Genomic DNA, 24,844 nt, shown 5'->3' with positions numbered 1-24,844 from the left:
CCGTGTCAGGCGTGGACGGGCTCCAGCTTGACCAGGTCCGAAAGCTTCTCCGACCAACTGCCCTTGTCCTGGCCGAGAGCGACCTCGGCCAGCCGCAGCAGCTGGATGTCGGAGGTGCCCGCCGGGGCGAAGATGTGGTGCGCGTCGCGGAGGTAGCGCTCGATCGGACGGTCCGTGAAGAGACCGGCGGCCGCGTGGATCTCCATGGCGTTGCGACCGGAGTCGATCGCCGACTCCACGTTGACCAGCTTGGCGTTCATGAGCTCGGCGTCGCAGGACATGCCCTGGTCGAGCAGATGCACCGCGTGGTACGCGGCGAGCCGCGCCGTCATCAACCGGGACTGCATCTGCCCCAGCTTCAGCTTGACCGTCGGCAGGTGGTGCAGCGGCTTGCCGTAGCGGTGGCGCTCCGCGCAGAAGCGGGTCGTCTCCTCCAGGATCGCCTGGTGGATGCCGAGCGAGACGGCGGTGAGGTTGGCCCGGCCGTACAGCACGCTCGAGGAGTACGCGACGGACAGACCGTCGCCCTCGTCACCGAGCCGGTTGGACGCCGGGACGCGGCAGTTCTCGAAGATGAGCTCGCCGAAGCTGAAGCCGTGCAGCCCCATGGCCGGCTGCTGGGGGCCGAGCCGGAAGCCCGGGCGGTCGGACTCCACGAGGAAGGCCGTGAGGCCCTTCGACCCGGGGCCGGTCCGTACGACGACACCGTGCAGATCGCCCACGTGGCTGTTGCCGACGAAGACCTTGCTGCCGTTGAGGATGTAGTCGTCGCCGTCGCGGACCGCGTCGGCGGTCATGCCGAGGACGTGCCCGCCCGACTCCGGTTCGGTGACCGCGATGGTCGGCAGGCACTCGCCCGCGGCGATGGCGGGAAGCCACGTCTTGCGCTGCTCGTCGCTGCCGAAGTGCACGATCTTGGCGGTGCCGAGCTGCGAGGCCTGGACCATGGCGCCCATCGCGCCGCTGACCCGGGAGAGCTCCTCGATGATGATGGTTTTGGCCAGATGCCCGGCGCCCATGCCGCCGTACTCCTGGCTGATTGTGGCGCCCAGCCAGCCCTGCTCGCAGATCCGCCGGGACAGTTCGTGGTGCACCGAGCGGGAGGCTTCCATCTCGGCTATGTGTGGCCGGACCTCACTCTCCGCGAAGTTCCTGACCGTTTCCCTGAGCTGATGATGAAGTCGGCTGCTGAAGTAGCCGTCCATACGAGTCCCTCCCCTGCGAAACGCCTGCTCGTTCGGTTGTTCGAGCAGGTGGTGCATCGGCAGTGGCCCCGTCCCGAACAGGCCGACACTCCATGGTGTTGATCTTTCTGAGGCGGATCAATATCGCCACGGAGTTTGTCCGAAACACAGGCGGTTGACGTTTCAATCTGACTGTGTTTGGTGGGGAGTTAGCCTGTTCGAGCGGGCCCTCAGGGCATTCCCCGTGGGCTTCTTTCTGCCACATGCCAACGGCAAACAATTGTCAGGCATATGGCAGCGAGGGGCGCCGGGTCGCCACATACGCCCCCTCTTCCCCAGAGATGCGTCATGCCGGAAGAATCGCCGAGCCCGCGGAGGGCCGGGGGGCGCCGTAACCACGGGGGTGGCGCGCGCTCGAAGCCTCGGAGCGGAGGGCGGCATGGGGCGTGCGGGAGTACGTGGAGGCGCCGGGGTGTGTCACGAGGAGTAACCGGCGTGCGCTCCGGCGCGTGCGCCCCCTCGATACGCCGACGGGGCGGTCGGTGTCGGTGGCGGGCCGTACGGTCGAGGTATGGCCACCGCCGACGACGTACGCAGAATCGCGCTCTCCCTGCCCGGGGCGGTCGAGAAGCTCGCCTGGGGCATGCCCACCTTCCGTGCCGGCCCCGGCGGGAAGATCTTCGCCTCGCTACACGACGACGACCAGGCGATAGGGGTGAAATGCCCCAAGGAGGAGCGTGCGGAACTCATCGCCGCCGAGCCCGCCAAGTTCTTCGTGCGGGAGGGGCACGACGACGGCTATGCCTGGGTACGCGTCCGGATCGGCGCCCTTGACGACGAGGAGGAGCTGCGTGCGATCCTCGCCGACTCCTGGCGTCAGGTGGCTCCGCGCAGGCTCCAGGAGCAGTACCCGCGGTCGGGGCCCGCGGAGGAGACGTGAGCGGTCACCGGCCGAGGAACGTCGTGACGCGCTTCCGCAGTCCGGCCGGGTCGAGCCCCTGGCCCGCCAGGTGCTCGTCGACGCTGCCGTATGTGCGCAGCTCCCGGCGGGAGACCCCGAGACCGCGGACGCGGTGGGGGACATCGGCGAGGGCGTCGTTGGCCGCCGCCGTCGACGTACCGGCGAGGTAGGGCTCGACCAGGACGACGTCCGGGCGTGCCGCGGCCGCCGCCCTGCGCAGGCCCGCCGCGTCGAAGGGGCGGATCGTGGTGGCGTACAGCACCGTCACGTCGAGCCCTTCGGTGGCCGCCAGAACGTTGTCCAGCAGGGGCCCGACCGCGACGACGACGCCCGACCGTCCCTCGCGCACGGTGTGGAAGCCGGGCGAGACCGGGCGGGGCGAAGCGTTGGACTGGAGCGAGAGCCGTACGTAGACGAGATCGTCTCCCGCGACGGCCTGCCGCAGCAGGGCCTCGGCCTCGTCCGGGTGGCCGGGGACGTGGATCGTCCAGCCGTCGAGGGTGTCGAGCAGCGCCACGTCGCCGGGCGACATGTGCGTGAAACCGCCGGCCGGCCAGTCGTACGACGCCCCGGCGCTCACCAGGACGCCCGTCACCCCCTGATGTCCGAAGTCCAGCTTGAGCTGCTCGAAGGGGCGCTCGACCAGGAAGCTCGCGAAGGTGTGCATGACCGGTCGCAGCCCCGTCAGCGCCAGCCCGCCGCCCGCACCGATCAGTAGCTGCTCCCGGATGCCGACGTTGATCACGCGGTCCGGGTGGCGCCGCTCGGCCTCCTGGAATCCGTCCCTGCTGATCTCGGCGAGGACGAGCGCGAGGCGGGGATCCTCGTCGAGCAGGCGGCTGGTGGTCGAGATGAAGCGGTCACGCATGGTGTCCATCGCGGGGCACTCCTCATGGGTCGGGCAGACGGCTCTGATCAGGCGTTCTTGGGCTCGACGCGGGCGACGACGGCGCGCGGCCGGCCCGGGTGCGGGGCGGTGAAGGCGGCGTACAGCGCGTCGTGATCCCGTCCGTCGACGGTCTCGGCGGACCATCCGGCGGCCTCGAAACGGGAGGCGATCCCGCCGGGCCAGCCGTATGTCGCGGATCCGTTGTCGATCACCAGCGTGTGCAGCTGCTCGAGACCGGCGGGGCCCGCGTAGGCGATGGCCTCGTGATTGCTGCCCTCGTCCAGCTCGGCGTCCCCGATGAGGACCCACACCCGCGGCTCGGTCAGCCCCTGGGCGCGCAGCCCGAGCGCGCTCCCCACGGCCAGCGGCAGCCCGTGACCCAGGGACCCGCTCCCGATCTCGGCGCCGGGCACGAGCGTCCGGTCGGGATGGTGCCCGAGCGGCGAGTCGTACGAGCCGAAGCCGGTCAGCAGCTCCTCGGCGAAGAAGCCCTTGTCGGCGAGGACCGCGTAGTAGGCCATGGGTCCGTGCCCCTTCGACAGCAGGAACCGGTCCCGCCCGGGGTCCCCGACCGTATCGGGCGCCACCCGCAGCACGCGGTCGTAGAGCACCCAGAGGGCGTCGAGGGTGGAGGTGGCGGCGGGCGAGTGCTTCTCGTCGCCGGTCATCAGCGCCATCAGGCCGTGGAGCCGGTCGATGTCCGTGTTCGTCATGCCACTCACCGTGCAACCTCAAGCGAGGTCGAGGTCAAGCGGGAAAGCCGTTCGTGATCACCCGGGGAAGTGCGGTATTGTTCTCATGCACGTTCGGCCAGGGGAAACCCCCAGGTCAGACGGGTGCCGGGACGTGGCGCAGCTTGGTAGCGCACTTGACTGGGGGTCAAGGGGTCGCAGGTTCAAATCCTGTCGTCCCGACTGTGCGGAAACGCAGGTCGGAGGCCGTTCTCTCATGATGAGAGGGCGGCCTTTGGTGCGTTCGAGGGGTGTGGTGGTCGCGGCCGCGCCAGTCGCGAGGGTGTGGCTCAGAGCCGGCCGGCGACGAAGGCGGCGATGGGGCGGTGCGCGGGCTGAGGCGCACTCTGCGCCTCTGTCGTGGCCGGCGCGGGGCGAAAGGGCGAGCGACGCGACACCGGCGGACCGGGGTCACGGCTGCGGTGTCGGTCTGCTCGGCTATCGTTCCCGCCACCGCACACCGACCGTGAGGATCACCAGAGTTGACCGGCCTGACCGCTTTCCCGCTGCCCTTTCAAGCCTCGCGTTCCCTGCCGTTCGCGACCCCCCGAACGCTGCGGGAGCTGCAGATGATGCAGTGCAGCGCGCACATCCGGGAGAAGCCGCGGTGGTTCGACAAGATGCACGATGCCGACATCGTCGCCAGGTGGACGCGGGAAGCGGTGGCGCAGGGCCTCACCGACGCGCAGGTTCGGTATGTGCTCGACGAACTCGTGCACTACGCCGCGCTGCGGGACGGACGAACCGGCGTCGAGGTGTCCGCCGTGGACGGGGTGTGGCAGTCGGACACACTGGTCGACGACAAGCTCAGGTCCCGGCTGCGCGAGGCGGTTCGGGTTCTGGAAGAGGTCCCCGAAGCGGAACGGGACTGGCATCCCGGTTCCGACGGTCAGGTTCTGGATCTGGTCCATCCCTCACTGTTCTGCCTGGTGAGAGAGGTGAGCGGCGGGCCCGAGCGGGCTTGGCGGAACCCGACGGACCGCTATTCGACGTACGAGTTCTCGGAGAAGTTCCAGTGGCTGCCCACGGACGTCGACGTCAGTGACGACGGCGATGTCGCCTTCCGTTCGTACGTCAACAACGTCCACCCCGAGACGCATCACGAACTGGCCTCCGTGCTGCCGGACGTGTTCGCGCGCTTCCGCCCGCTGCTGGAGAACGTGCTCACGGATCTGCGCCATCCGCGGCCCCTACGGATCGAGGCCGATCCCTACGGGTGGTACGACTCCGAGCCGGAGTATCCGGACAAGTCCGCCTATGGTGATGAGGGGGCCTACCGGGAAGCCCTCCGTGCCTGGGAAGTGGCCCAGGACGACTGGTGGGAGAACCGCCTCCCCGTCGTCCCGGACGCCCCGGTCTTCACCCCGCCCGAGCGGCCCGACGAAGCCGCCCGGGTCGACCTGCGCGGCCGCGGTCCTCAGGTCATCGTCAAGCTCGCCGCGATCCACCTCACCCCGGACAAGCCCGAGTACCCCGGCGGTTCCTGGCATGTCGAGGGGATGCTGAACGAGCGGATCGTCTCGACCGGCATCTACTACTGGGACAGCGAGAACATCACCGAAAGCCGGCTGAGCTTCCGGGCGGCACTCGACGACCCGTCCTACGAGCAGAACGACGACAACGGTCTGCGCGAGGTCTACGGCCTGGAGGACGAGGACGCGCTGAACCAGGCGCTGGGCTCGGCATCGACGCCGGCCGGTCGCTGCCTGGCGTTCCCGAACATCCTCCAGCACCGCGTCGGCTCCTTCCGCCTCGCGGACCCGGCCCGCCCGGGACACCGCAAGATCCTCGCGTTCTTCCTGGTCGACCCGTCGGAAAAGATCGTCTCGACCTCCGATGTGCCACCGCAGCAGCCGTGGTCCGACACCTCGACCATGACCCTGGAACAGGCGAAGGACTACCGCGAACAGCTCATGAGGGAACGCAAGTTCTTCGTCGACGAACACAACGAGCAGCTCTACGAGCGAGAGTTCTCCCTCTGTGAGCACTGAAGCTCCTCCGTCCTTGGGGCTTTCGGTAGGGAGCGTCACACGTCGGCCGCGGGCACCGAGGTGAGCTTGCAGAAGTCGGCGTAGCGGCCGCCGCGGCGCAGGAGCTCGTCGTTCGGTCTGCCATCAGGCGCTCGACGCCGGCGTGGACGGCCGCCTCGTTGACGGGGTGCGCGGTGGTGACTTCGTCCAGCAGCGCGATCGGGCTCGCGCGGTCGCGCACCGAGGGCTCGACGTCAGGGGGTCGCGTCGCCTAGACCGGGAGGCGGGAGGCGGGAGGCGGGAGGCTGAGGTGGGGAAGCGGGCGGCCGGCCATGGGCGGCTGGAACCGGCTGAGGTCGGCTGATTTTCGTCTTGCGCTCGACAGTCGAGACCCTGTTCCGTCCAGTGCTTAGGTTAGGCTAACCTCTGCTGCGTGCGAGTTGTTGAAGAGACCACCACGGACGTCCGCCCACGCGGTCATGAGCTGTCGGCCACGGGTGTCACCGTGGCGTACGACGGCGTCGACGTCGTCCACCACGCCTCCCTGACCCTGCGGGCCGGCGAAGTGACCGTCCTCGTCGGGCCGAACGGAAGCGGGAAGTCCACGCTGCTGCGCACGGTCGCCCGGCTGCAGCAGCCCCGGACCGCCGCGCTCGTCATCGACGGCGCCACCGACGGCCTCGCCCTGAGCCCCCGTGAGTTCTCCCGGCACGTGGCGCTGCTGACACAAGGCCGCCCCACGCCCAGCGGGCTGACCGTGCGGGACGTGGTCGAGTTCGGCCGCTACCCCTACCGGGGGCGCTGGGGGAAGGCCGACCCCGGAGGGCGGGCGGCCGTGGACCGTGCCCTCGCCCTGACCGGCGCCGTGGAACTCGCCGACCGGGGTGTCGAGCACCTCTCGGGAGGGCAACTCCAGCGCGTCTGGCTCGCCGGCTGCCTCGCCCAGGAGACCGGCGTACTCCTCCTCGACGAGCCGACCACCTATCTCGACCTGCGTTACCAGGTCGAACTGCTCGACCTCGTCCGGGACCTGGCCGACGAGCACGGCATCGCCGTCGGCGTCGTCCTCCACGACCTCGACCAGGCCGCGGCCGTCGCCGACCGGATCGTCCTGCTCCACGCGGGACGCGTCGTCGCCGAGGGCCGCCCCGAGGACGTGCTCACGGCCGAGCGCCTCACCGAGACGTACGGCATCCGTGTCGACGTCGACACCGACCCCCTGACCGGACGGCTCCGCACCCGAGCGGTAGGCCGCCACCACACGCGAAGCGAAAGGCTCAGCCCCACCCCATGAGACGCCTCCTCCTCACCGCCGCCGTCGCCACCACGGCGGCGCTCACTCTGACCGCCTGCGGGACGACCGAACCCGCCAAGGACGACGCCAAGAAGTCCGCGGCGCCCATCACCCTGACCGACGCCTCCGGCGCGAAGGTCGAGCTCGACGGGCCCGCCAAGACGGTCGTCGGCACCGAGTGGAACGTCGTCGAGAGCCTGATCTCGCTCGGCGTCGCCCCGGCCGGCGTCGCGGACGTCAAGGGCTACAAGACCTGGAACTCCGCCGTCCCGCTGAAGAACGACCCGAAGGACATCGGCACGCGCGGCGAGCCGAGCATGGAAACGATCGCCGGCCTGAAGCCCGACCTCATCGTCGCCACCACCGACCTGCCGCCGGCCGCCGTGAAGCAGCTGCGCGGGGTCGCCCCCGTCCTGGCCGTCAAGGCGGCCGACGCCACCGACCCGGTCGGCCAGATGACGAAGAACCTCGACCTCATCGCCCGGGCCACCGGCACCACGGAGAAGGCCGACCTGCTCAAGAAGCAGTTCGAGACGAAGCTGGCCGAAGGCAAAAAGGCCCTGGAAGGCGCCGGTCTGGCCGGGGCGTCGTACGCGTTCGCCGACGGCTACGTCGTCTCGAACCAGGTCTCGATCCGGCCCTACACCGGAGGTTCGCTCATCGGCGGGGTGAACGAGAAGCTCGGCCTGAAGAACGCCTGGACGGTCAAGGGCGACCCGGCCTACGGCCTCGGCGCGACCGACGTCGAGGGCCTCACCAAGCTCGGTGACGTGCACTTCGCCTACATCGGCAACGACGGCGACAAGAACAGCACCCCCTTCACCGGAGTGCTGGCCAAGGACAAGGTGTGGACCTCGCTGCCGTTCGTGAAGAAGGGCCATGTCCACCGACTGTCCGACGGCATCTGGATGTTCGGCGGTCCCGAGTCGATGAGCGCGTACGTCGACTCCGTCGTCGCCGCGCTGACGAAGAAGTAGGACCATGGCCGTCACCGCGACCACTCCCGCCACCCGTCCGTCGACGGCCACGTCCCGGTCGGGCGCGGCCGCGGTGACGGCCGCACTGTTCCTCCTCGTCGCGGGCCTCGCGCTCGTCGACATCACCCAGGGCACCGCCGCCGTCGGCGCGTCCGAGGTCGGGAAAGCCCTCCTCGGTCACGCCGACCCCGACGACGCGTCCGTCGTCATCGCCTCGCGACTGCCGAGGATGGCCGCGGGCCTGCTCGTCGGGGTCGTGCTCGGCATGGCGGGTGCCGCCCTGCAGGCGGTGAGCCGCAACGTCCTGGCCGCGCCCGACACCCTCGCCGTCAACGCCGGCTCGTACTTCGCGCTCGGGCTGACCGCCGCCACCGGCGTCTCGCTCCCGCTGCTCGCCTCCTCCGGCATCGCGTTCGCCGGCGGCCTCACGGCCGCGGCCGTGGTGCTCGGACTGTCCGGGCTCGGCACCGGAACCGTCCGCCTCGTCCTCGCCGGCAGCGCCCTCACCCTCGGCCTCACCGCCGTCACCGAGGGACTTCTGCTGATGTTTCCCCAGCAGACCGAGGGCGTCTACCACTGGAACCAGGGCAGCATCGCCCAGAACGGGTTCGACGGCGTGCTGCAGATGGCGCCCATCGGGGTCATCGGCCTCGTCGGTCTGCTGCTGCTCGCCCGCCGGGTCGACGCCCTGGCTCTCGGCGACGACGCCGCCCGCGGCCTCGGCGTTCCCGTACGCTCCACCCGCGTCACGGCCGTCGTGCTCGCCGCCCTCCTCTCCACGGCCGCCGTCACCCTGGCCGGTCCGGTCGGCTTCGTCGGCCTGTGCGCCCCGGCGCTCGCCCGCGCCCTCGCCCGTCGCTTCCGCGGGTTCACCCGGACCCGCGTCGGCATTCCGGTCGCGGGGCTCGTCGGCGCCGCCCTGGTGCTCGGCTCGGACGTGCTGCTGCGCACCCTCGTACCGGCGGACACGGCGGTCGCGGTGCCGACGGGCGTCGTCACCAGCCTCGTCGGGGCCGTCTTCGTGATCGTCATGGCCACCCGGCTCCGTGACACCGCCGGTGTCGCCGCCGACCGGCTGCGCATCAGGAGCCGGTCCGTCTTCCTCACCGTCACATCCGTCCTGGTCGTCGTGCTCGTCGGCGTGACCATCGCCGCCGTCCTGCTCGGCGACGCCAAGCTGCTGCTGGGCGACGTGACCAACTGGGCGCTGGGACAGGCCGGGCAGACCGTCACCTTCGTCCTGGACACCCGCGTGCCCCGGGTCCTCGCCGCCCTCCTCGCGGGCGCCGCGCTCGCGCTGGCCGGGACACTCGTCCAGGCCGTGACCCGCAATCCGCTCGCGGAGCCCGGCATCATGGGAGTCTCCGGCGGCGCCGCGCTCGGCGCCGTGCTCCTGGTGACGACGGTGCCCCTGGTCGGGGCGTGGAGCGTGGCGGGCGCCGCGTTCGCCGGCGCGGCGGTCGCCTCCGTCATCCTCTTCGGGCTCGCCGCGCGCGGCGGATTCCAACAGACCAGGCTCGTCCTCGTGGGATTCGCGATCCACACAGGGTCGGCCGCCCTGGTCAGCCTGCTCATCATCCTCACCGACCCGTTCAACGCCACCAAGGCCCTCACCTGGCTGTCGGGTTCCACCTACGGGCGCACCCTGCCCGACGTGCTGCCCCTCGCCGTCGCACTCGCCGCGGGCGTGGCCGTCGCGGTGGTACGGCGCACCGAACTCGACCTCGTCTCCCTCGACGAGGACACCCCGAGGCTCCTCGGCCTCGACCTCGGACGCGGCCGCCTCGGCTTCCTCGTCCTGAGCGTGCTGCTCGCCGCCACCGCCGTGGCCGCCGCCGGCACCATCGGCTTCGTGGGACTCGTGGCCCCCCACGCGGCGCGGGCCCTCGTCGGCCGGCAGCACGCTCGTGTGGTGCCGGTCGCGGTGCTCCTCGGGGCGGCGCTCGTCTGCACGGCCGACCTGGTGGGCCGGACCGTCATCGCGCCGGCCCAGTTGGGCGCCGGCCTCATGACGGCGGTGGTCGGCACGCCCTACTTCCTCTACCTGCTCGTGCGCAGCCGCCGGTAGGACGCCCACCGCTCCCCGCCGCCCGCACGGGCCGGCGGGGAGCGCGCGTCACCCGCCGCCCCGGAACACCCGCAGATCACGCACCTCGAACGACATCTCGTTCGTCTCCGCGTCGGGCGCCGGGTGGTAACGGCCGGCGCAGACCGAGAGGTTGACGATCAGATAGGCGTGCCAGGACCGGCCGACCCCGCGACCGTCCGCGAACACCTCGGTGTCGTCGACCCACCACACCACGGAGCGCGCCCCGAACTCGGTGCGCAGATCGACCCAGCCGCCGGGGCGCACGCCGGGGGAGCGGTGGTAGTGGTGGGCGCCGCGCACACGGTTCGACAGTTCGAGCAGGTCCGGGTTGTCGGTGTGGTACTCGAAGACGTCGATCTCCTGCCCGCCGTCGCGCCACGTCCAGATCGCGGGCCAGGCTCCCGTCTCCTCGGGCAGCCTCACCCGCGCCTCGAGAACGTCACCGGCCCGCACCTCGAACCCCTGGGGGCTGCCCTCCGTCGTCAGCAGTCCCGCGTCCCACAGTCCGTCGCGGCGGCGCGTCGCACGGAAGACCCCGGAGCGGCTGTAGTCGGGGTCCTCCACGAGGTGATCCAGCTTGTTGTCCCGCGGGTTGACCGGTCCGCCGTCGGGATAGGCCCACGAGCGGCCGGCGGTCCACTGCTCGGACGAACCGAAGTCGGCGGTGAGGACCGGCCTGCCGGCCGGCGTCGAGTGCGGCATGGTCAACTCCTGGCCGGGTGAGACTTTTCCGTCACCCGACGTTCTGCCCCCGGCCGCTCCGCGCAGACCGAACCCCCGCTCCTTGTCGAGAAGTCGCCACGCCTTCGCCTCGGGCCGTCACGACGCCGATCCGGTGTCCCCCCGTGCGACGCGGTCCAGCAGCGGGGCCGCCCAGCCCGGGAGCGCGGAGGCCGGAGGGCGCTGCGGACGGGGGTCGGCGGTGATGCCGAGGCCCCCCGCGGGGTCGCCGTACACGAATCGCCCCGACCACTCGAGCCACGAACGGACGAACAGGTTCGCGCTCCACGCCAGGGCCAGCGCGCCGCGCCGCTCGGGAACCTCGTACCAGTAGCTGGTGAGCACCACGGCGCGGGAGACCGCCACGTCCGGGTCTCCCGGGCGCGAATCGGCGGTGAGCCCGGCGGCCAGCACCGATGCCGCGAACCGGTTCTCCGTGAGCAGTCCGCCGCTGTCGCACACGACCGCGTCCAGCAGATCCGCCGGCAGGTCCGACGCGGCCCGCTCCAGCCGCGCCAGCAGCTCGGGCAGCCCCGCGTCCCCGGCCGTCTCGAGGCCGGGCACCACCCTCAGGTCCGCCGACAGCCGCTCGTCCGCCGTACGGGTGGCCAGCAGGTGGACGTACGCCAGCGCGCGCAGCGTCTGCCAGCGGCAGAGGGTGTCGAGCAGCGCGGTCCGGGAGGCCCGGAAGGCGAGCCGCACCGGCCAGTCCGCCGCCCGGACCTCGGTCCCGAGGGCCCGCAGTTCCGGCGGCACCGGGGCCGGGAAGACCCGGCTCTGGCCGGGGTCGTAGGACGGCTCGGCACGGTACCCCGGCCAGTCGTCGCGTGTGCCGGGGCTATTCATTCACTTCGTCCGGTTTCGGGGTTCGCCACTTCGCCTCGTCCTTGCCGTCCCGCGGAGTGATGTAGTTGGAGAGGTCCTCCGGATCGATGTGGTACGCGTGGATCATACGGTCCTGGCGGATGATCGCCACCGGCCTGGACGGGTCGAGGCTGTGGTCGATGATGATGCGCGCCCCTGTCGCGTCGTCGACGTAGTTGGCCGGGGACTGCAAGTGGCCCCGCAGGTACTTCTCCAGCTTCACCTCGTCCCCGCCGATGCCCTCCAGGTAGTGGTTCGACTTCCCGCTCTCCGCCTCGTTGAGCTGGTGGTCGACGCCCTGCGCCGCCCTGGTGCTGTCCGAGTAGGGGGCGAGACCGAAGGGGTCGCACCACCCGAGGGGGTTGGAGACGTACGCCACCGGGTTGGGAGCGGCCCTCAGGCCCAGCGGATCCGGGCTCAGGTAGCGGGCGGTCTCGGGGTCGTAGACACGGAAGTAGTTGTGGTGCAGGCCCGATTCCGTGTCGAAGTACTGGCCGGGGAAGCGCAGCGGCGTGTACGCCGTGGCGTCGCGGTTCCAGGCCGTGGAGCCCCAGAGCGTGGACCGGCTGCGCCAGGCCGGCACGCCGTGCTCGTCGACGAGTTCGGTGGGCGCTCCCACCAGGTCGGTGACGATGGCGTAGAACCGCGCGTCCACCACGTCCTGGTCGGCGTCGAGGATCCGCTCCGTCTGCGCGAGCGGCCGCAGACCCCGGTGGTCCCAGGTCACGGCGATCGCCCGGTCGGCCTCCGCCGCGCTGCTGGTCTGCTCGCACAGCACGCTGCCGTCCCAGGTGAAGACCGTCCGCTCGGCGACCTCGCGACCGTCCGGGGACATCCGCTCCTTGGCCGTGCGCCGTCCCAGCGGGTCGTACGTGTACCGCCAGCGCGTCCCGTCCGGGGTGGTGACCGCCGTGACGCGGTCCTCGGCGTCCCACTCGTAGCGCCAGGTGTCGGGCTTGCGGGAGAGCCGGGCCTTCTGGCGGAGCACGACGCGGCCGAGGGCGTCGTACTCGTGCCGGACCCGGCCGGCGCCGATCAGCCGGGTGCCCTCGTAGGTGCGCGGTCCGGTGGCGTCCTGGCCTCCGGGGTGGGAGCCGGGCCAGGACGCGGAGGTCTGGTTGCCCGCCTCGTCGTACGCGTAGCGCTCGGTCCAGTTCTCGGCGTGCACCGCCGTCACCCGGCCGCGCGGGTCGAGTTCGAAGCCGCGCGGTCCGGTCAGCAGATCGTCGATCCCGGTCAGGACGCCGTCGGACCGGTAGCTGTACCCGCGGCGCTGCACCACCTCCTGCCCGGGGCCCGTGAGCCGCTGTTCGACCAGCCGGCCGGCCTCGTCCCACGCGTGGTCGAGGGCGACGGCGTCCCCGTAGGTGCGACGGAGCTCCTGGCCCGCCGCGTCGTGCGTGAAGCCGATCCGCCGGCCGGAGGTGGTCAGGGCCTCGTGGCGGCCCGCCGCGTCGTACGCCCACACGGCGACGGCCCCCGTCGGGGTGGTCCGGCCGGTGCGCCGGCCCGCGGCGTCGTAGGAGTAGGTGAGGGTGCGGCCGTCGACCGTCTCCTGGAGCAGCCGGCCGGCCCGGTCGCGCAGCCGGGTCAGCACACTGTTTCCGCACACCGCTGCGGCCAGCCGGTCGAAGACGTCGTACTCGTACGTCGTCACCGTGCCGCCCGCGTCCTTGCGGACGGTGTGCCCGAGCGCGTCGCGCTCGTACGTGATCCGCTGCCCGAGGGCGTCGGTGCGGGTGCCGAGCCGGCCGGCGGCGTCGTAGGCGTAGTCCAGGGCGCGGCCGTCGAAGTCGGTCTCCCGGACGAGCCGGCCCGCCGGGTCGTAGGCGTACTCCCAGGTCATCCCCTGGGGGTTGCGGACGCGGGTCAGCCGCAACTCGGCGTCGTACGTGTACTCGTGCCGCGTGCCGTCCGCGTCGGTCCGGGCGGCGAGCAGGTCGAAGTGGGTGTACTCGAAGCGCACCGTGCCGCCGTCGGGGCCGTCGGAACGCGTCAGGCAGTTGCCCTCGCCGTCGTACGTCCACGAGCGCCGCACGCCGTCCGGGCCCGTCCGGTGCAGCGGCCTGCCCTCGACCGTCCACTCCGTGCGCGTGACCGCGCCCAGGGGGTCGGTGACCGCCGTGGCCCGCCCGAAGGCGTCCCGCTCGTACGTCGTGGTGGCGCCGAGCCGGTCGGTGACGGCGAGCGGCAGCCCCGCCCGGTCGGTGCGGACGCGCGTGACCGCTCCCATCGGGTCGGTCACGGTGCTGAGATGGCCGCGTTCGTCGTAGCCGAACCGGGTGACCGTCCCGTCCGGGCGGCTGACCGAGGTGCGGTTCCCGCGCTCGTCGTAGGTCTGGCGGACGACCGAGCCGTCCACGGCGACGACCTTGACCGGCCGGCCGTGCTCGTCGTACTCGGCGCGCGCCTCCCGGCCGTCGGGCCGGACGTAGGAGACCAGGCGGCCGGCGTCGTCGTAGGCGGTGCGGGTGGTGTGGCCGAGCGGATCGGTCTGCGCGACACGACGGCCCCGGACGTCGTAGGCGTACCGGGTGACCGCGCCGAGCGGATCGGTCTCGGCCACCACCCGGTACCGCTCGTCGATCAGATAGCGGCGGGTGTGCCCGGCGGCCGTGGTCACCCGCGTCACCCGGTGGCCGGTCCCGGGGTCCGGCTCGTCGTAGCGGAAGGTCAGCGCGATGTGGCCCGCCTCGCCGGCCTCCGCGACGCACCGGTCGAGATCGTCGTAGGCGTACTCGTAACGGCGGTCGTTGGTGTCGGTCCAGGAGGTGATGCGGGCGCGGTCGTCATAGGTGAACCGCAGGGGCAGCCCGGAGGAGTTGGTGACCTCCGTCAGGTTCCCGTCGGTGTAGCCGTACGCGAGGACACGGCCGCCGCCGGTCAGGTGCAGGGCGGTGATCCGGCCCTCGGCGGTCTCGAAGCGCAGCTGATAGCCGCCGGAGTGGGCCAGGCCCAGCGGAGTGCCGTGCTCGTCGTACTCGAAGGTGACATGGTGGCCGCCCGGGCTCTCCAGCTGGACGATCGGCGCGATGCCGTTCTCGGCGCCGCCCGCCGGCGGGGCGAAGCGGCGGACGTGGCCCGTCAGCGGGTCGGTCAGCGTCCAGTCGCCGTCCGGGGTCCGCTCCAGGGCCTGACGGGGCCCCGACGGCGAGACCGGCAGGACCGGCACTCCGGGCGCGGGGTGCGGGTAGCCGACGAGGAGACCGTCCTCGGACACCAGGACGACTCCCTTGGCGTCGATCTCCAGGTGCTGGTCGATCGTGGACGACCAGGTGGGGCCGAACCAGCGGCCCGCCCGGTAGCCCGACTCCGCACGCCGTGTGAACGCGAAGGGGAAGGTGCCGGGGAGGACCACGTCCGTCTGCGGGAGGTACATCCGGCCGGTGGCGAGGTCGACCGGGTCGGTGCCCTCACTGGCCTTCTCCGGGTCGGGCCGCTCGCCGTGGTGCGGGCCGTTCCGGTCCGTGTCCTTGCGGCCCGGCCCGTCAAGGTCGTCCAGGTGCTGGGCGACCGAGCCGCCCTTCTTCGCCGCGCCCAGCCCCTTGGTCCCGAGCAGTTCGGGCAGGAGCTTGCCCACGCCCTCGTTCGGGTCCTTCATGAACTCGTCGAGCATCTGCTTGCCCGCGCCCCACGGGTCGTTGGCCATGGTGACGAGGCCCGCGGCCGTCGAGTTGAGGTTCATCACGTACTCGGCGGGATGGGTCAGGTTGTACGGGTCGGTCGGGTTGAGCGCGCGGGCGAAGTTGACGAGACCGGCCGCGCCCTTGATGACACCGCCCGTCAGATGGGTCTTGGCGAGTTCCAGGTAGTCCAGGCCGTCGACGAGCTGCTCGGCGTACGAGGGTTTGGGCGGGGCCGCGTCACGGGCCGCGCGGACCGCCGTTCGGGCCGTCTCGGCGACCTCGTTGCGCTGCTTGCGCGCGTTGTCGAGCTTGTCCTGGGCTGCCTTGGCCAGCGCGACACCGGGATCGGTGAAGGTCGCGGACGGCCTCGGCGGCAGGGTGTCGCTCTTCGCCTCGACCGCCGCGTTGTAGTCGTCGATCGACTTGTTGTAGGCGTTCCGCGCGTCCTGCGAGACCTTCTTCGCCTTGTTGTACTCCTCCAGGGCCTCCTTCGCCCTGCCCTGCGCCCACTCCACGGTGTCCGCGAACCGGTTGATCGCGTCGGCGGCCTTGCCGAAGGCCTCGGCCGCCTTGAACCACTTCGGCGGCTCCTGCGCGATGGACTCCCGGAAGGCGTCCGCCGACTCGCCCTTCAGACCGTCGCCCTGCAGGGCCTTGATGCCGTTGCCGACGAGGGTGAACGACAGCTCGAAGTCGCTCAGGTGCGAGACCTGCGCGCGGATCTTGGAGGCGCTGCCGTAGACCAGCTTGGCCGGATCCTCCGTCTGCCCCAGCTCCAGTTCCGCGACATCCGCGCCGAGCTGGTTCGCCGCGGACCGGCTCTTGTCGCGGATCCAGTCGCCCGCCCCGTCGAGACCGACGTCCTCCGCCAGGTCGGCGACCTTGTCGCCGGTCCACTCGACGGCGTCGCCGACGTCCTCGGCGCGGTCCTCGACCCAGTCCTCCACCGAGTCCGGTACGAAGTCCCTCCAGCCCATCAGTTACCATCCCCGTCGGCCTGGTCCAGCAGGTCCTTCAGCGAACCGATCTTTCCCGTGGACGACACCTTGTCCGCGGTGTCCGACCAGGTCTGCTCGATGTCCTTCTGGCTCTTCTCGAAGGACTCCAGGCTGTAGTCCGGCTTGTAGACGTCGGCCCGGAAGATGTCCCCCCACGCCTTCTGCTCGATCTCGTCCTCGCTCGCGTGCGGGTTGCCGTACGCGGCGTTGGCCACGACCTTGAACGTGCCCTGGATGTACTGGTCCTCCTCCCACACCTGACCGGCGGCGATGCCGAGGGAGCGGGCGAGGATGCTCGCGTTCTGGACCAGGCTGCGCACCCCCCACTCCCAGCGCTCGCAGAAGTCCTCGAAGTCGGTGGCCAGACCCATGTGCCCGGCCTCCATGCCGGTCATGGACAGGTCGCTGAAACCGGCTCCCTGGGAGGCGCCCGCCGCGTCCGACGACTCGCGCAGCTCCGCCATGGCCGCGCGCAGGCCCTTCTGGATGCCCGCGACGGCCGCGGGCGACAGCCGGAGATCCGGATCGCCGGCCATCAGGCGGCGTCCGTCCGGTCGACGGCGCAGGTCTCGGGCACGATGCCCAGGACCGGCGGGAAGAGCATCGAGCCGTCCTCGTCGGCCACGTTCACCGCGACCCCCGCCGGACCGTCGACCATCGGGACGATCGTGTCGACCAGACGCGCGCCCAGGATCGCGAGGTACTCCCACTCCCGGTCCCCGGCCCCTCGCGCCTGTGCGAAGCGGGCCAGCGCGGCCTCGTCGGTGAACGCGTACAGCCAGCGGATGCCGCCCTGCACGGCGGACATCACGCCGCCTCCGGCCCCGGCCGCCAGCGGGGCGAGCAGCACCGCCCGCCGGAACTCGCCCACCAGTCGGCCGGGTTCCCCCCTGCCACCCCGGAATGCGGCGATTTCTTCGCTCAGTTCCATGGCGCGTCTCCCCTCCGTGCGATGAGTGGCTCCGAGGAGAGACGGTACTCACGCGCCCGGCGGTTCCTCCAGGACGACGCGTGCCCCGGTGACCGCGGAACGGGCACGGCACAGCGCGGAGGCCGTCCTCTCGTCCGAGAGAACGGCCTCCGCGCGTCAGGGGTGCGCCCCGGGCGGGCGTCGAGCGGACCCGGCGGCCGAGGCCGCCTCGTCACAGCGGTCCGGCGGCTCAGCCGGCCCGGTCCGCGGCAGCGCTCACTGCCCCGGCCTGCTGAACGCGTCCTTCGCGCGGTCGAGGAGCGAGGCGAACGGGCCCACCGCCCACTGGGCGGCCGGGGAGCCCGCGGTACCGGGGTGCGGATGGGTGGGCGCGATGCGCTCGGCCATGCGGAGCCGCCGTCCCATCGAGCGCCGGTCCTCGATGTCGCACTCGGCGCGGATGACCGGGAACTCCTCCTGCTCCTCGTGCCGCGCGTGCGCCTCGACCTCCTGCTGGAACGCGAGGAGACGGGCGTCGAAGTCGGCGCTGTGCACGTCGAGTTCCTCGAGCCGGGCGAGCGCCTCGTTGGCCCGGGACTCCTCCTCGTTGCGCGCGTCCGCCTCCTCCTGCCCGGCGACGCGCTTCGCCACGGGCCTCAGGATCATCTCCTCCGCCGTCTCATGGACCGCGAGCAGGGCGCGCAGCTCGTCGAAGCACTGCTGCTTGGTGTCGCCCTCCGAGTCCGCGGTCTCCGCGAACAGCTGTCGGATCTGGTCGTGCTGCTGGATCAACTGCTCCAGGATGTCGTCCTCGGCTTCGGGTGTGTACCGCGATCCGGCGGTCGTGCTGCTCATGATCGTTCCTCCGGTGTCACCTCGCGTGACAGGCGCCGCCGCGCAACCTGTCCGGTCTCCACGGCGCCTAACCCGCCGGGGCGCGGGCAAACACGGTCATCCGGCGGCGGAGACCGGAGGACGGTCCGGTGACGGCGGAGGGGGCGGAGTCACCCACCGGACGGCCGCGGTGATCGCACGGCCCCCGAGCCGTGCCACCGGCAGCATCAGCCGCGTCAGCGGTGGCGGGTCGACCATGGCCCTGGCCCAGGGAGGCAGCAGCTCGACCGCCGCGGCGGCCAGGAACGCGTACGGAAGCCGCGCCGCGGCCGGCAGGGGAGGGTGCGAGAGCAGGTACCGGGCCGTCGCGCGGGACGCGGGAGTGGCACGCAGTTCGGGACGGTACGCGCGAAGGAGCTCCGTCAGCTCGGCGCGGGTCTCGGGCGGCCGCTCGGCGCCCAGCCGCCGCGCGATCCGGGCCATGTCCGCCACGTAGCCGTCCTCGCCGGACGCGTCCAGGGGACGGCGCCCGTACCTTTGGTGCGCCCGCAGGAAGCAGTCCGCCTCGGCGATGTGCACCCAGGTGAGCAGATGGGGGTCCGAGGCGCGGTACGGCACGCCCGTGGACGTCGTCCCGGTGATCCTCCCGTGCACCTGCCGTACCCGCTCCACCGCTCGCGTCGCGTCCGCCTCGACCCCGAACGTCGTGACCGCCAGGAAGGTGCTGGTGCGCTGGAGCCGGCCCCACGGGTCCCCCTGGAACCCGGAGTGTGCCGAGACCGCCGCCATCGCGACCGGGTGCAGCGACTGGAGCAGCAGGGCCGCGAGTCCGCCGATGTACATCGAGGCGTCGGCGTGCACGGTCCGTACGGGCCGTTCCGGACCGAACCAGCGTGGCCCGGGCGTGCCGTGGATGCGGGCCCGCTTCTCGTACGCCGTGGGGCCCGCGACCCGGTGCAGCAGGGCGTCCCCGGCGCGCTTGCGCAGCTCGCCGGCGAGCGGCGGTGGCCAGACCATGAGCCCAGTATCGCCCGCCGGTCCCCGGCCCGAGAAGGCCCGCGACGGTGGTGGCGTCGCTCGCGAGCGGCCGGCGACGGCCGGTGAGCGGGAGCGGACCCGCCGCCCACGAGACAGCCGGGGCGTCGTCGGGGTCAGCCCTCGACGCCGGTGGCGGTGTGGGAGGAACCGACCGGCTTGGACTCCGGTGATCCCCGCTGGCGCAGGTACACGGAGAGAATGACCATGGCCGCCACGGCCAGGAGCTCCGACTGCCAGTTCTGGAGCGTCCGGCTCCAGAAGTCCGGTGAGCCCAGGTACTCGCCCCATCCGATCGGGTCCTGGAGTTGCCGCAGCTGCTGTTCGTCGTAGGCGGCCAGGCCCGAGATCGACTGCGCGAGCCAGGACAGGACGAACACGCCGCTCATGACCAGACCCAGCGAGAGCGAGTACACCCGCTGGCGCCAGTCCTTCGCCGCGGCCCAGCGGGGAGCGTCCTCCCCGGCGTGATCGCCGACGCGCTGGTCGTGGTCGGACTCGGTACCGATCTTGTGGAGTTCCTTGGACTCCGGCGACCCCCGCTGGACCAGCCACACGGTGCCGAAGATGAAGAGGAAGAACTGCAGAAACTCCGACTGCCAGTTCTCGGTGACGTCCACGGCGAAGTCCGAGGACATCATGTACTCGCCCAGGCCGATCCGCTGAAGACCGTCGTCGGTGAGCTGCTCGTTGAACTCGGCGTGCCCGGCCAGGGCCTGGCCGAGGAGGGCGAGGAGGAACGCGGCCCCGAAGGCCAGCGTGAGGCTGTTGTCCCTCCAGAAGCTCCCGCGCTCCTGCTCTCCCTGTCGCCCCTGCTCCTCCTGTGGCCCCGGCTCCTCCTGCCGTCCCTGCTCCTCCTGCGGCTCCCGTTCGTTACGGCTCATCGGTGCATCGCCCCGATCACGATGAAATACCCGAGCCCGCCCAGGATCACGACCAGGCAGGCGACGAAGAGACCGCGCATGGTCAACCGCCCTTCACGACACACTGGTAAGGCTTGTCCTCCTGTGGCGTGCAGCCGGCCGCGACCACGCGCCAGCCCGGGGAGAACTGCGACAGGAACAGCGTCTCCTCACCGGCACGGACCAGGGCCTGTCGCCCGTGGACCTCCGTGTCGTCCACGGTCTGGGACACCGGCAGCTCCTGACCCTCCAGCGCCCGCGCGCACGCCTGCTTCTCGTTCTCCTCCAGCGCCGTACGGGTGTCCGGAGCCAGGAGCCGGCACGCCGCCGCGTAGTCCCGTGCGGCAAGCGCCCGCTCGAAGGCGCGGCCGGCGTCCCGGGCGCCGTTCACCCGCGCTTCGGCCGCGCCGCATCCGGACAGCAGCAGCCCGAGCACACCGGCCAGGGCTCCGGCACCGGCCGCGCGCCCGATGCCCCGGAGGGGGCGGACCACCGAGGGCCACGGCTCTCGGCGAGGGGCGTGACCAGCGGATCGTTCGTCGGCCGCGTTCATGTACGTCCTCCAGGCCATGTCCAGGCGTCTGAATCGGTTCTTTCCGTTCATTCCCTACCCGAAGGGAGCGGTTCACGCCGCCCGGGCGGGTGATTCCGCCCGGGTGGGCCTACGCGGCATGCCCGCCCCGCGGGCTGCGGTCCAGGGGGCCCCAGGGGCCACGCTGCCGCCCGATCTCCTCGGTGGCCTCCTCGATCACCGCGCCGTCGATCCACCCCAGCGGTTCGACGTCGGTGACGAGGGGCTCGTTGTCCGGACCCCGCCCGTTCTCCTTGCCGTGCAGGAGCCAGGGCCGCACCCGGCGGTCCTTGACGTGCGGCAGGTGGGCGTAGTCGTACAGGCGACGGGCCGCCCAGAGCCGGAGCGGGCGCTCGCCCCACCAGGCCTCGACGTCCAGCGGGTTCGCGGAGAGGCCGGGCATCGGGATCCCGGTCAGGTCGTCGCGGCTGGCGAGGTCGGGGAGGTCCGCCGACGGCCCCCGTGACCAGCGGACGTACACGCCCGTGCGCCGGGCGACGAGACCGGTCAGCTCGTCGAGCGACCGGAACACCGGCATGGCCGAGGCGCGGTCCTCGTGGCCGTCGTGGCCCTCGTACGTCGTCCCCGCATGCGTCTCGGGGCCCTCGCGCCGGTCGCGGCTCTCGCGGTTCGCGCGGTACTCGTGGTTCTCGTGGTTCTCGGAGTGCACGAACCGCGCATACCCGGCTCGCGAGCGGTCACTCGGCGCTGTTCGGCAGAGCCTCCCGCCCCGACCTCGCCGCCTGGTGCCTTGATGCCGCGCCACCTCGCGGCCGGATACAGCCTGTCGCCTCTCGTGCCGCCTCCCTTACAGTGCGTGATGACCGCACCGGCCCGATGGCGACGTACCACCGCCGAAGAGGAGCAGACCCCGTGGCCACCGACGCCCGACCCGGCTCCCTCCCGAGCCCGTCCCCGGCAGGCCGCCGGGTCCCCGAGCTGGATCCCGCCCTGGTCGGGCAGTGGCAGGCCGGGGGAGGGGACCTCGTCGACCTCTTCGCCCAGGCACGCGAACGCCTCGGCGGCGTCGCCGCGATCCGGCTCGGCCCCCGCCCTACCGTCCTGGTCACCGGTCCCCAGGCCGTGCAGCACGTCCTCGCGCTCCGCCCCGAGCGGTACGTGAAGCGCTCGCACCGGGCCCGACTGCTGATCGGTGACGGCGTCCTGGCCGCGACGGGCGAGGCATGGCAGCGGCAACGGCGGCTGCTGCAGTCGCAGTTCACCGGCCGGGGAATGCGCCGTTACGAACAGCGGATCACCGGGGCCGCCCGGACCACCGCAGCGCGCTGGGCCGCGTACGCCCGTACCGGGCAGGTCCTCGATGTCGGTGACGAGATGCGCCGCTTCGCCCTGGACACCATCTGGCGGTCCCTGACCGGACACCCTCTCGACGCCGGTACGGAGCGTGAACTGGCCGCCGTCCCCGCCGTGGTGGCCGCGCTGCCCGGCCTGCCGGCCGACGGGAGCGCCGCCCGGGAGGCCGTCGCCGCCGAGCTCGCCCGGATCGACGCCGTGGCGAGCCGCGCCATTGCGGTCGCCCGCGACGCCGGGCCGGGACCGGAAGGACCGGGCCTGCTGCACGTCCTGCTCGACGCGGCCGGCACGAGCCCGGAGTACACCGACCGGCTGATCCGCGACGAGCTGGTCACCCTGCTGGTCGCCGGTCATGAGACCACCGCCACCACCCTCACCTGGCTCCACCTCCTGCTCGAGGGCGCCCCCGAGGCACGGGAGCGGGCCCTCGCCGCGGGCCCCGAGGGCTCGGCGGAACGGCGGCAGGCCGTCCAGGCGCTCGTCCACGAGACGCTGCGCCTCTACCCGTCCGCCTGGATCCTGCCGCGTTCCGCGGCGGAGGACGACGTCCTCGCCGGATACGCCATCGAGGCCGACACCGACGTCATCGTCTGTCCCTACCTCACGCATCGCGACCCCGAGCTCTGGGACGACCCCGAGCGGTTCGATCCGGCGCGCTTCACCACCTCCGGGCGGCGCCCCGCCCACCCCGGGAGTTACCTCCCGTTCGGCATCGGCCCCCGGGCCTGCCTGGGGCTGCGGTTCGCGCTCCTGGAGTCGACCGTCCTCCTCGAACACCTGCTGCCGGCCCACACCCCGCGCTTCCACTCCACGCCGTCCGGGGCGGCCTACGGCATCACCGTCCGCCCCGACGGGCCGACCCCCGCCGTGCTGGTCGGCTGAAACCCGCCTGTCGGTTCACGCCCCGGCGAAAAACGCTTGGACCCTGCGGACACCCCTGCGGGAGACTGCTTTTTCCTGGCTTTCCGGTCCAAAAACACAGGATTGGTATGGACTCGCCTCAATCGCACGATAGTTCGCCGGGCAAAGGCCCGGTCATCCTCGCTCTCCGCTATTACGGCCGGGAGTTGGCCCGGCTTCGCCGGCTGACGGTTCCCGGGATGCTGCTCCCCGCGCTGGGCAACATCGGCATCAGCTACATCGCGCCCCTGGTCGTCGCGAAGCTCGTCGGCCGGATCGCGGGGGACGACGGCACCGGCACCGGCATCGGCTGGGCCCTGCCCTACGTCCTCGCCTTCGCCGGTGTCCTCCTCCTCTCGGAGGCGCTGTGGCGCGTCGGACTGCACTGTCTGAACCGCCTCGACGCGCGGGGCATCGAGCGCCTGTACATCATCGGCATGGACGAGCTGTTCGCGAAGGACGCCGCGTTCTTCCACGACAACTTCGCGGGATCGCTGACCAAGCGGGTCCTGAGCTTCGCCTCCCGCTTCGAGGACTTCGTCGACACCCTGACCTTCTCGGTCATGGGCAGCTTCGTGCCGCTGCTGTTCGCCTCGGTGGTGCTGTGGCAGTACGACCCGATGCTCGTGGTCGGCCTCCTGACGATGATCCTGTTCACGGCGCTGTGCGTGGCACCCCTGATCCGGCGCCGTCAGGCGCTCGTCGCCCGGCGCGAGGCGGCCATCGCCCGGGTGTCGGGCCACGTCGCCGACAGTCTGATGAACATGGACACGGTCCGGTCCTTCGCGGCCGAGGAACGGGAGGCCGCCGAACACCGGTCCCGGGTCGCGGAGTCGCGAAGGTTCACGCTGGCTTCCTGGGACTACGGCAACCTGCGCATCGACACCCTGGTCGCGCCGATGTCCGTGCTGACCAACGTGCTGGGCCTGCTGGTCGCCCTCGCGCTCGGCGGGGGCGGGCTCGGCGTCGAGGCGGTCGTCGTGGCCTTCACGTACTACGCCAACGCGACGCGCATCATGTTCGAGTTCAACCAGATCTACCGGCGGCTGGAGAGCTCGATGACGGAGGCCGCGCAGTTCACCGAACTGCTGCTGGACCCGCCGACCGTGCTCGACCCGGTGACCCCGGAACCGCTGCTGTCCGAAGGCTCCGACGTGCGCTTCGAGAAGGTGACCTTCGCCCACGCGGGCGGGGAGCCGCTCTTCGAGGGCCTCGAACTGACGGTGCCCAGCGGGACGAAGATCGGGCTCGTCGGCCGGTCGGGCGGGGGCAAGACCACGCTCAGCCGGCTGTTGCTGCGGATGACGGACATCGACGGCGGCAGGATCATGATCGGCGGGCAGGACATCAGCCGGCTGCGCCAGGCCGACCTGCGCGGTCTGATCGCCTACGTGCCGCAGGACCCGGCGATGTTCCACCGCACGCTGCGGGAGAACATCGCGTTCGCCCGGCCGGACGCCACCGAGGCCGAGATCCGTCGCGCGGCCGAGGCGGCGCACGTCACGGAGTTCGCCGATGCCCTCCCGGACGGCTTCGACACGATGGTGGGCGAGCGTGGGGTGAAACTGTCCGGAGGGCAGCGCCAGCGAGTGGCACTCGCAAGGGCGATCCTGCGCGACGCGCCGATCCTGCTGCTCGACGAGGCGACCAGCGCCCTCGACTCCGAGAGCGAGATCCTCGTCCAGGACGCGCTCTGGCGTCTCATGGAGGGGCGGACGGCGCTCGTCGTGGCGCACCGTCTGAGCACGGTCGCCACCATGGACCAGCTCGTCGTCCTCGACCACGGACGGATCGTCGAGCAGGGCACCCACCAGGAGTTGCTCGCCACGGACGGCGCCTACGCGAAGCTGTGGCAGCACCAGTCGGGCGGTTTTCTCGACGACGAGCCCCTGCGGGCCGAGGGACGAGCGGGCTGACCGGACCGTCACCCCGAAGGCCGCGTGAGGCTGGGGGCGATCTCGTCCCTAGCCTCAAGTGGGCATCTCCGCAAGGGGGTTCTGCGACTTTCGGGGGCGCATGGTGGTGCGGGAGATCTCGACCTGGTCACAAGCTGCGGTCCGAGCCGCTGAGGTCTA

Annotated in this window: 20 protein-coding genes and 1 tRNA gene; 8 read left to right on the top strand and 13 right to left on the bottom strand. The window is 71.7% G+C overall.

What is annotated here, in order from left to right; translation table 11 throughout:
- Positions 1 to 5: 5 nt before the first annotated feature.
- The gene (locus tag ACZ4VW_RS21500; protein WP_467964686.1) at positions 6 to 1,205 is read right to left on the bottom strand and encodes an acyl-CoA dehydrogenase family protein; all 1,200 of its coding nucleotides are present in this window, start codon (positions 1,203 to 1,205) and stop codon (positions 6 to 8) included.
- A 550-nt stretch (positions 1,206 to 1,755) separates the two neighbouring features.
- Between ACZ4VW_RS21500 and ACZ4VW_RS21495 the strand changes: the two genes are divergently transcribed.
- Positions 1,756 to 2,124, top strand: a complete 369-nt coding sequence (locus ACZ4VW_RS21495) for an MmcQ/YjbR family DNA-binding protein (protein WP_467964684.1) — start codon at positions 1,756 to 1,758, stop codon at positions 2,122 to 2,124.
- Positions 2,125 to 2,128: 4 nt separating this feature from the next.
- On the opposite strand, the gene ACZ4VW_RS21490 is transcribed toward ACZ4VW_RS21495, so the two are convergent.
- Both ACZ4VW_RS21490 and ACZ4VW_RS21485 read right to left on the bottom strand, forming a co-directional pair.
- Positions 2,129 to 3,022, bottom strand: a complete 894-nt coding sequence (locus ACZ4VW_RS21490; RefSeq protein ID WP_467964682.1) for a transketolase family protein — start codon at positions 3,020 to 3,022, stop codon at positions 2,129 to 2,131.
- 38 nt (positions 3,023 to 3,060) lie between these two features.
- Complete coding sequence (locus tag ACZ4VW_RS21485; protein ID WP_467964680.1) at positions 3,061 to 3,747, bottom strand: transketolase; 687 nt, start codon at positions 3,745 to 3,747, stop codon at positions 3,061 to 3,063.
- Positions 3,748 to 3,874: 127 nt separating this feature from the next.
- Here ACZ4VW_RS21485 and ACZ4VW_RS21480 point away from each other — a divergent pair.
- From ACZ4VW_RS21480 to ACZ4VW_RS21460, 5 genes are all read left to right on the top strand, one after another.
- Positions 3,875 to 3,948 (top strand) — tRNA-Pro (locus tag ACZ4VW_RS21480).
- A gap of 299 nt (positions 3,949 to 4,247) precedes the next feature.
- On the top strand, positions 4,248 to 5,756 hold the full coding sequence (locus ACZ4VW_RS21475; RefSeq protein ID WP_467964678.1) for a DUF4246 domain-containing protein: 1,509 nt from the start codon (positions 4,248 to 4,250) through the stop codon (positions 5,754 to 5,756).
- Between the two features lie 412 nt (positions 5,757 to 6,168).
- Positions 6,169 to 7,029, top strand: coding sequence for an ABC transporter ATP-binding protein (locus ACZ4VW_RS21470; protein WP_467964676.1), 861 nt, complete (start codon positions 6,169 to 6,171; stop codon positions 7,027 to 7,029).
- A complete protein-coding gene (locus tag ACZ4VW_RS21465) occupies positions 7,026 to 8,006 on the top strand; it encodes an ABC transporter substrate-binding protein (RefSeq protein ID WP_467964674.1) in 981 nt (326 codons plus the stop codon). Before ACZ4VW_RS21470 ends, ACZ4VW_RS21465 begins: the two co-directional genes overlap by 4 nt.
- Before the next feature lie 4 nt (positions 8,007 to 8,010).
- Positions 8,011 to 10,074 carry an iron ABC transporter permease gene (locus ACZ4VW_RS21460; protein WP_467964672.1) on the top strand — a complete coding sequence of 688 codons (2,064 nt, stop codon included), beginning with the start codon at positions 8,011 to 8,013 and terminating at the stop codon, positions 10,072 to 10,074.
- Between the two features lie 48 nt (positions 10,075 to 10,122).
- Here ACZ4VW_RS21460 and ACZ4VW_RS21455 read toward each other — a convergent pair whose 3' ends face one another.
- The 10 genes from ACZ4VW_RS21455 to ACZ4VW_RS21410 all read right to left on the bottom strand — a co-directional run bounded on the left by ACZ4VW_RS21455 (position 10,123) and on the right by ACZ4VW_RS21410 (position 21,093).
- On the bottom strand, positions 10,123 to 10,797 hold the full coding sequence (locus ACZ4VW_RS21455; RefSeq protein WP_467964670.1) for a glycoside hydrolase family 16 protein: 675 nt from the start codon (positions 10,795 to 10,797) through the stop codon (positions 10,123 to 10,125).
- A 117-nt stretch (positions 10,798 to 10,914) separates the two neighbouring features.
- Positions 10,915 to 11,661 (bottom strand): hypothetical protein, encoded by a 747-nt coding sequence (locus tag ACZ4VW_RS21450; RefSeq protein ID WP_467964668.1) that lies wholly within the window; start codon positions 11,659 to 11,661, stop codon positions 10,915 to 10,917.
- On the bottom strand, positions 11,654 to 16,282 hold the full coding sequence (locus ACZ4VW_RS21445) for a putative T7SS-secreted protein (RefSeq protein ID WP_467964667.1): 4,629 nt from the start codon (positions 16,280 to 16,282) through the stop codon (positions 11,654 to 11,656). Before ACZ4VW_RS21445 ends, ACZ4VW_RS21450 begins: the two co-directional genes overlap by 8 nt.
- The gene (locus ACZ4VW_RS21440; RefSeq protein ID WP_467964665.1) at positions 16,282 to 16,839 is read right to left on the bottom strand and encodes a hypothetical protein; all 558 of its coding nucleotides are present in this window, start codon (positions 16,837 to 16,839) and stop codon (positions 16,282 to 16,284) included. Before ACZ4VW_RS21440 ends, ACZ4VW_RS21445 begins: the two co-directional genes overlap by 1 nt.
- Positions 16,839 to 17,234, bottom strand: a complete 396-nt coding sequence (locus tag ACZ4VW_RS21435) for a hypothetical protein (protein WP_467964663.1) — start codon at positions 17,232 to 17,234, stop codon at positions 16,839 to 16,841. The genes ACZ4VW_RS21440 and ACZ4VW_RS21435 overlap by 1 nt, the downstream gene beginning before the upstream one ends.
- Before the next feature lie 255 nt (positions 17,235 to 17,489).
- Positions 17,490 to 18,068 (bottom strand): hemerythrin domain-containing protein, encoded by a 579-nt coding sequence (locus ACZ4VW_RS21430; RefSeq protein WP_467964661.1) that lies wholly within the window; start codon positions 18,066 to 18,068, stop codon positions 17,490 to 17,492.
- A 96-nt stretch (positions 18,069 to 18,164) separates the two neighbouring features.
- Entirely contained in the window at positions 18,165 to 19,064 is a 900-nt protein-coding gene (locus ACZ4VW_RS21425; RefSeq protein WP_467964659.1) for an oxygenase MpaB family protein, read from the bottom strand.
- Positions 19,065 to 19,198: 134 nt separating this feature from the next.
- Complete coding sequence (locus ACZ4VW_RS21420; protein WP_467964657.1) at positions 19,199 to 19,966, bottom strand: DUF6766 family protein; 768 nt, start codon at positions 19,964 to 19,966, stop codon at positions 19,199 to 19,201.
- A gap of 82 nt (positions 19,967 to 20,048) precedes the next feature.
- Complete coding sequence (locus ACZ4VW_RS21415) at positions 20,049 to 20,537, bottom strand: hypothetical protein (RefSeq protein WP_467964655.1); 489 nt, start codon at positions 20,535 to 20,537, stop codon at positions 20,049 to 20,051.
- 109 nt (positions 20,538 to 20,646) lie between these two features.
- A complete protein-coding gene (locus ACZ4VW_RS21410; protein ID WP_467964816.1) occupies positions 20,647 to 21,093 on the bottom strand; it encodes a DUF6098 family protein in 447 nt (148 codons plus the stop codon).
- Positions 21,094 to 21,428: 335 nt separating this feature from the next.
- Here ACZ4VW_RS21410 and ACZ4VW_RS21405 point away from each other — a divergent pair, with 335 nt between their 5' ends.
- Both ACZ4VW_RS21405 and ACZ4VW_RS21400 read left to right on the top strand, forming a co-directional pair.
- Positions 21,429 to 22,751 carry a cytochrome P450 gene (locus ACZ4VW_RS21405; RefSeq protein WP_467964653.1) on the top strand — a complete coding sequence of 441 codons (1,323 nt, stop codon included), beginning with the start codon at positions 21,429 to 21,431 and terminating at the stop codon, positions 22,749 to 22,751.
- Between the two features lie 107 nt (positions 22,752 to 22,858).
- A complete protein-coding gene (locus ACZ4VW_RS21400) occupies positions 22,859 to 24,685 on the top strand; it encodes an ABC transporter ATP-binding protein (protein WP_467964651.1) in 1,827 nt (608 codons plus the stop codon).
- Positions 24,686 to 24,844: the final 159 nt, after the last annotated feature.

The organism is Streptomyces sp. NPDC029139, assembly GCF_055564335.1.
This window is presented reverse-complemented; position numbering and strand designations above follow the sequence as displayed.

Excerpts from the sequence above, each read along its gene's own strand:
- ACZ4VW_RS21500 (WP_467964686.1), bottom strand. The coding sequence starts at position 1,205 with ATGGACGGCTACTTCAGCAGCCGACTTCATCATCAGCTCAGGGAAACG.
- ACZ4VW_RS21495 (WP_467964684.1), top strand. The coding sequence starts at position 1,756 with ATGGCCACCGCCGACGACGTACGCAGAATCGCGCTCTCCCTGCCCGGG.
- ACZ4VW_RS21490 (WP_467964682.1), bottom strand. The coding sequence starts at position 3,022 with ATGGACACCATGCGTGACCGCTTCATCTCGACCACCAGCCGCCTGCTC.
- ACZ4VW_RS21485 (WP_467964680.1), bottom strand. The coding sequence starts at position 3,747 with ATGACGAACACGGACATCGACCGGCTCCACGGCCTGATGGCGCTGATG.
- ACZ4VW_RS21465 (WP_467964674.1), top strand. The coding sequence starts at position 7,026 with ATGAGACGCCTCCTCCTCACCGCCGCCGTCGCCACCACGGCGGCGCTC.
- ACZ4VW_RS21460 (WP_467964672.1), top strand. The coding sequence starts at position 8,011 with ATGGCCGTCACCGCGACCACTCCCGCCACCCGTCCGTCGACGGCCACG.
- ACZ4VW_RS21455 (WP_467964670.1), bottom strand. The coding sequence starts at position 10,797 with ATGCCGCACTCGACGCCGGCCGGCAGGCCGGTCCTCACCGCCGACTTC.
- ACZ4VW_RS21450 (WP_467964668.1), bottom strand. The coding sequence starts at position 11,661 with ATGAATAGCCCCGGCACACGCGACGACTGGCCGGGGTACCGTGCCGAG.
- ACZ4VW_RS21445 (WP_467964667.1), bottom strand. The coding sequence starts at position 16,282 with ATGGGCTGGAGGGACTTCGTACCGGACTCGGTGGAGGACTGGGTCGAG.
- ACZ4VW_RS21440 (WP_467964665.1), bottom strand. The coding sequence starts at position 16,839 with ATGGCCGGCGATCCGGATCTCCGGCTGTCGCCCGCGGCCGTCGCGGGC.
- ACZ4VW_RS21435 (WP_467964663.1), bottom strand. The coding sequence starts at position 17,234 with ATGGAACTGAGCGAAGAAATCGCCGCATTCCGGGGTGGCAGGGGGGAA.
- ACZ4VW_RS21430 (WP_467964661.1), bottom strand. The coding sequence starts at position 18,068 with ATGAGCAGCACGACCGCCGGATCGCGGTACACACCCGAAGCCGAGGAC.
- ACZ4VW_RS21425 (WP_467964659.1), bottom strand. The coding sequence starts at position 19,064 with ATGGTCTGGCCACCGCCGCTCGCCGGCGAGCTGCGCAAGCGCGCCGGG.
- ACZ4VW_RS21420 (WP_467964657.1), bottom strand. The coding sequence starts at position 19,966 with ATGAGCCGTAACGAACGGGAGCCGCAGGAGGAGCAGGGACGGCAGGAG.
- ACZ4VW_RS21415 (WP_467964655.1), bottom strand. The coding sequence starts at position 20,537 with ATGAACGCGGCCGACGAACGATCCGCTGGTCACGCCCCTCGCCGAGAG.
- ACZ4VW_RS21410 (WP_467964816.1), bottom strand. The coding sequence starts at position 21,093 with ATGCCGGTGTTCCGGTCGCTCGACGAGCTGACCGGTCTCGTCGCCCGG.
- ACZ4VW_RS21400 (WP_467964651.1), top strand. The coding sequence starts at position 22,859 with ATGGACTCGCCTCAATCGCACGATAGTTCGCCGGGCAAAGGCCCGGTC.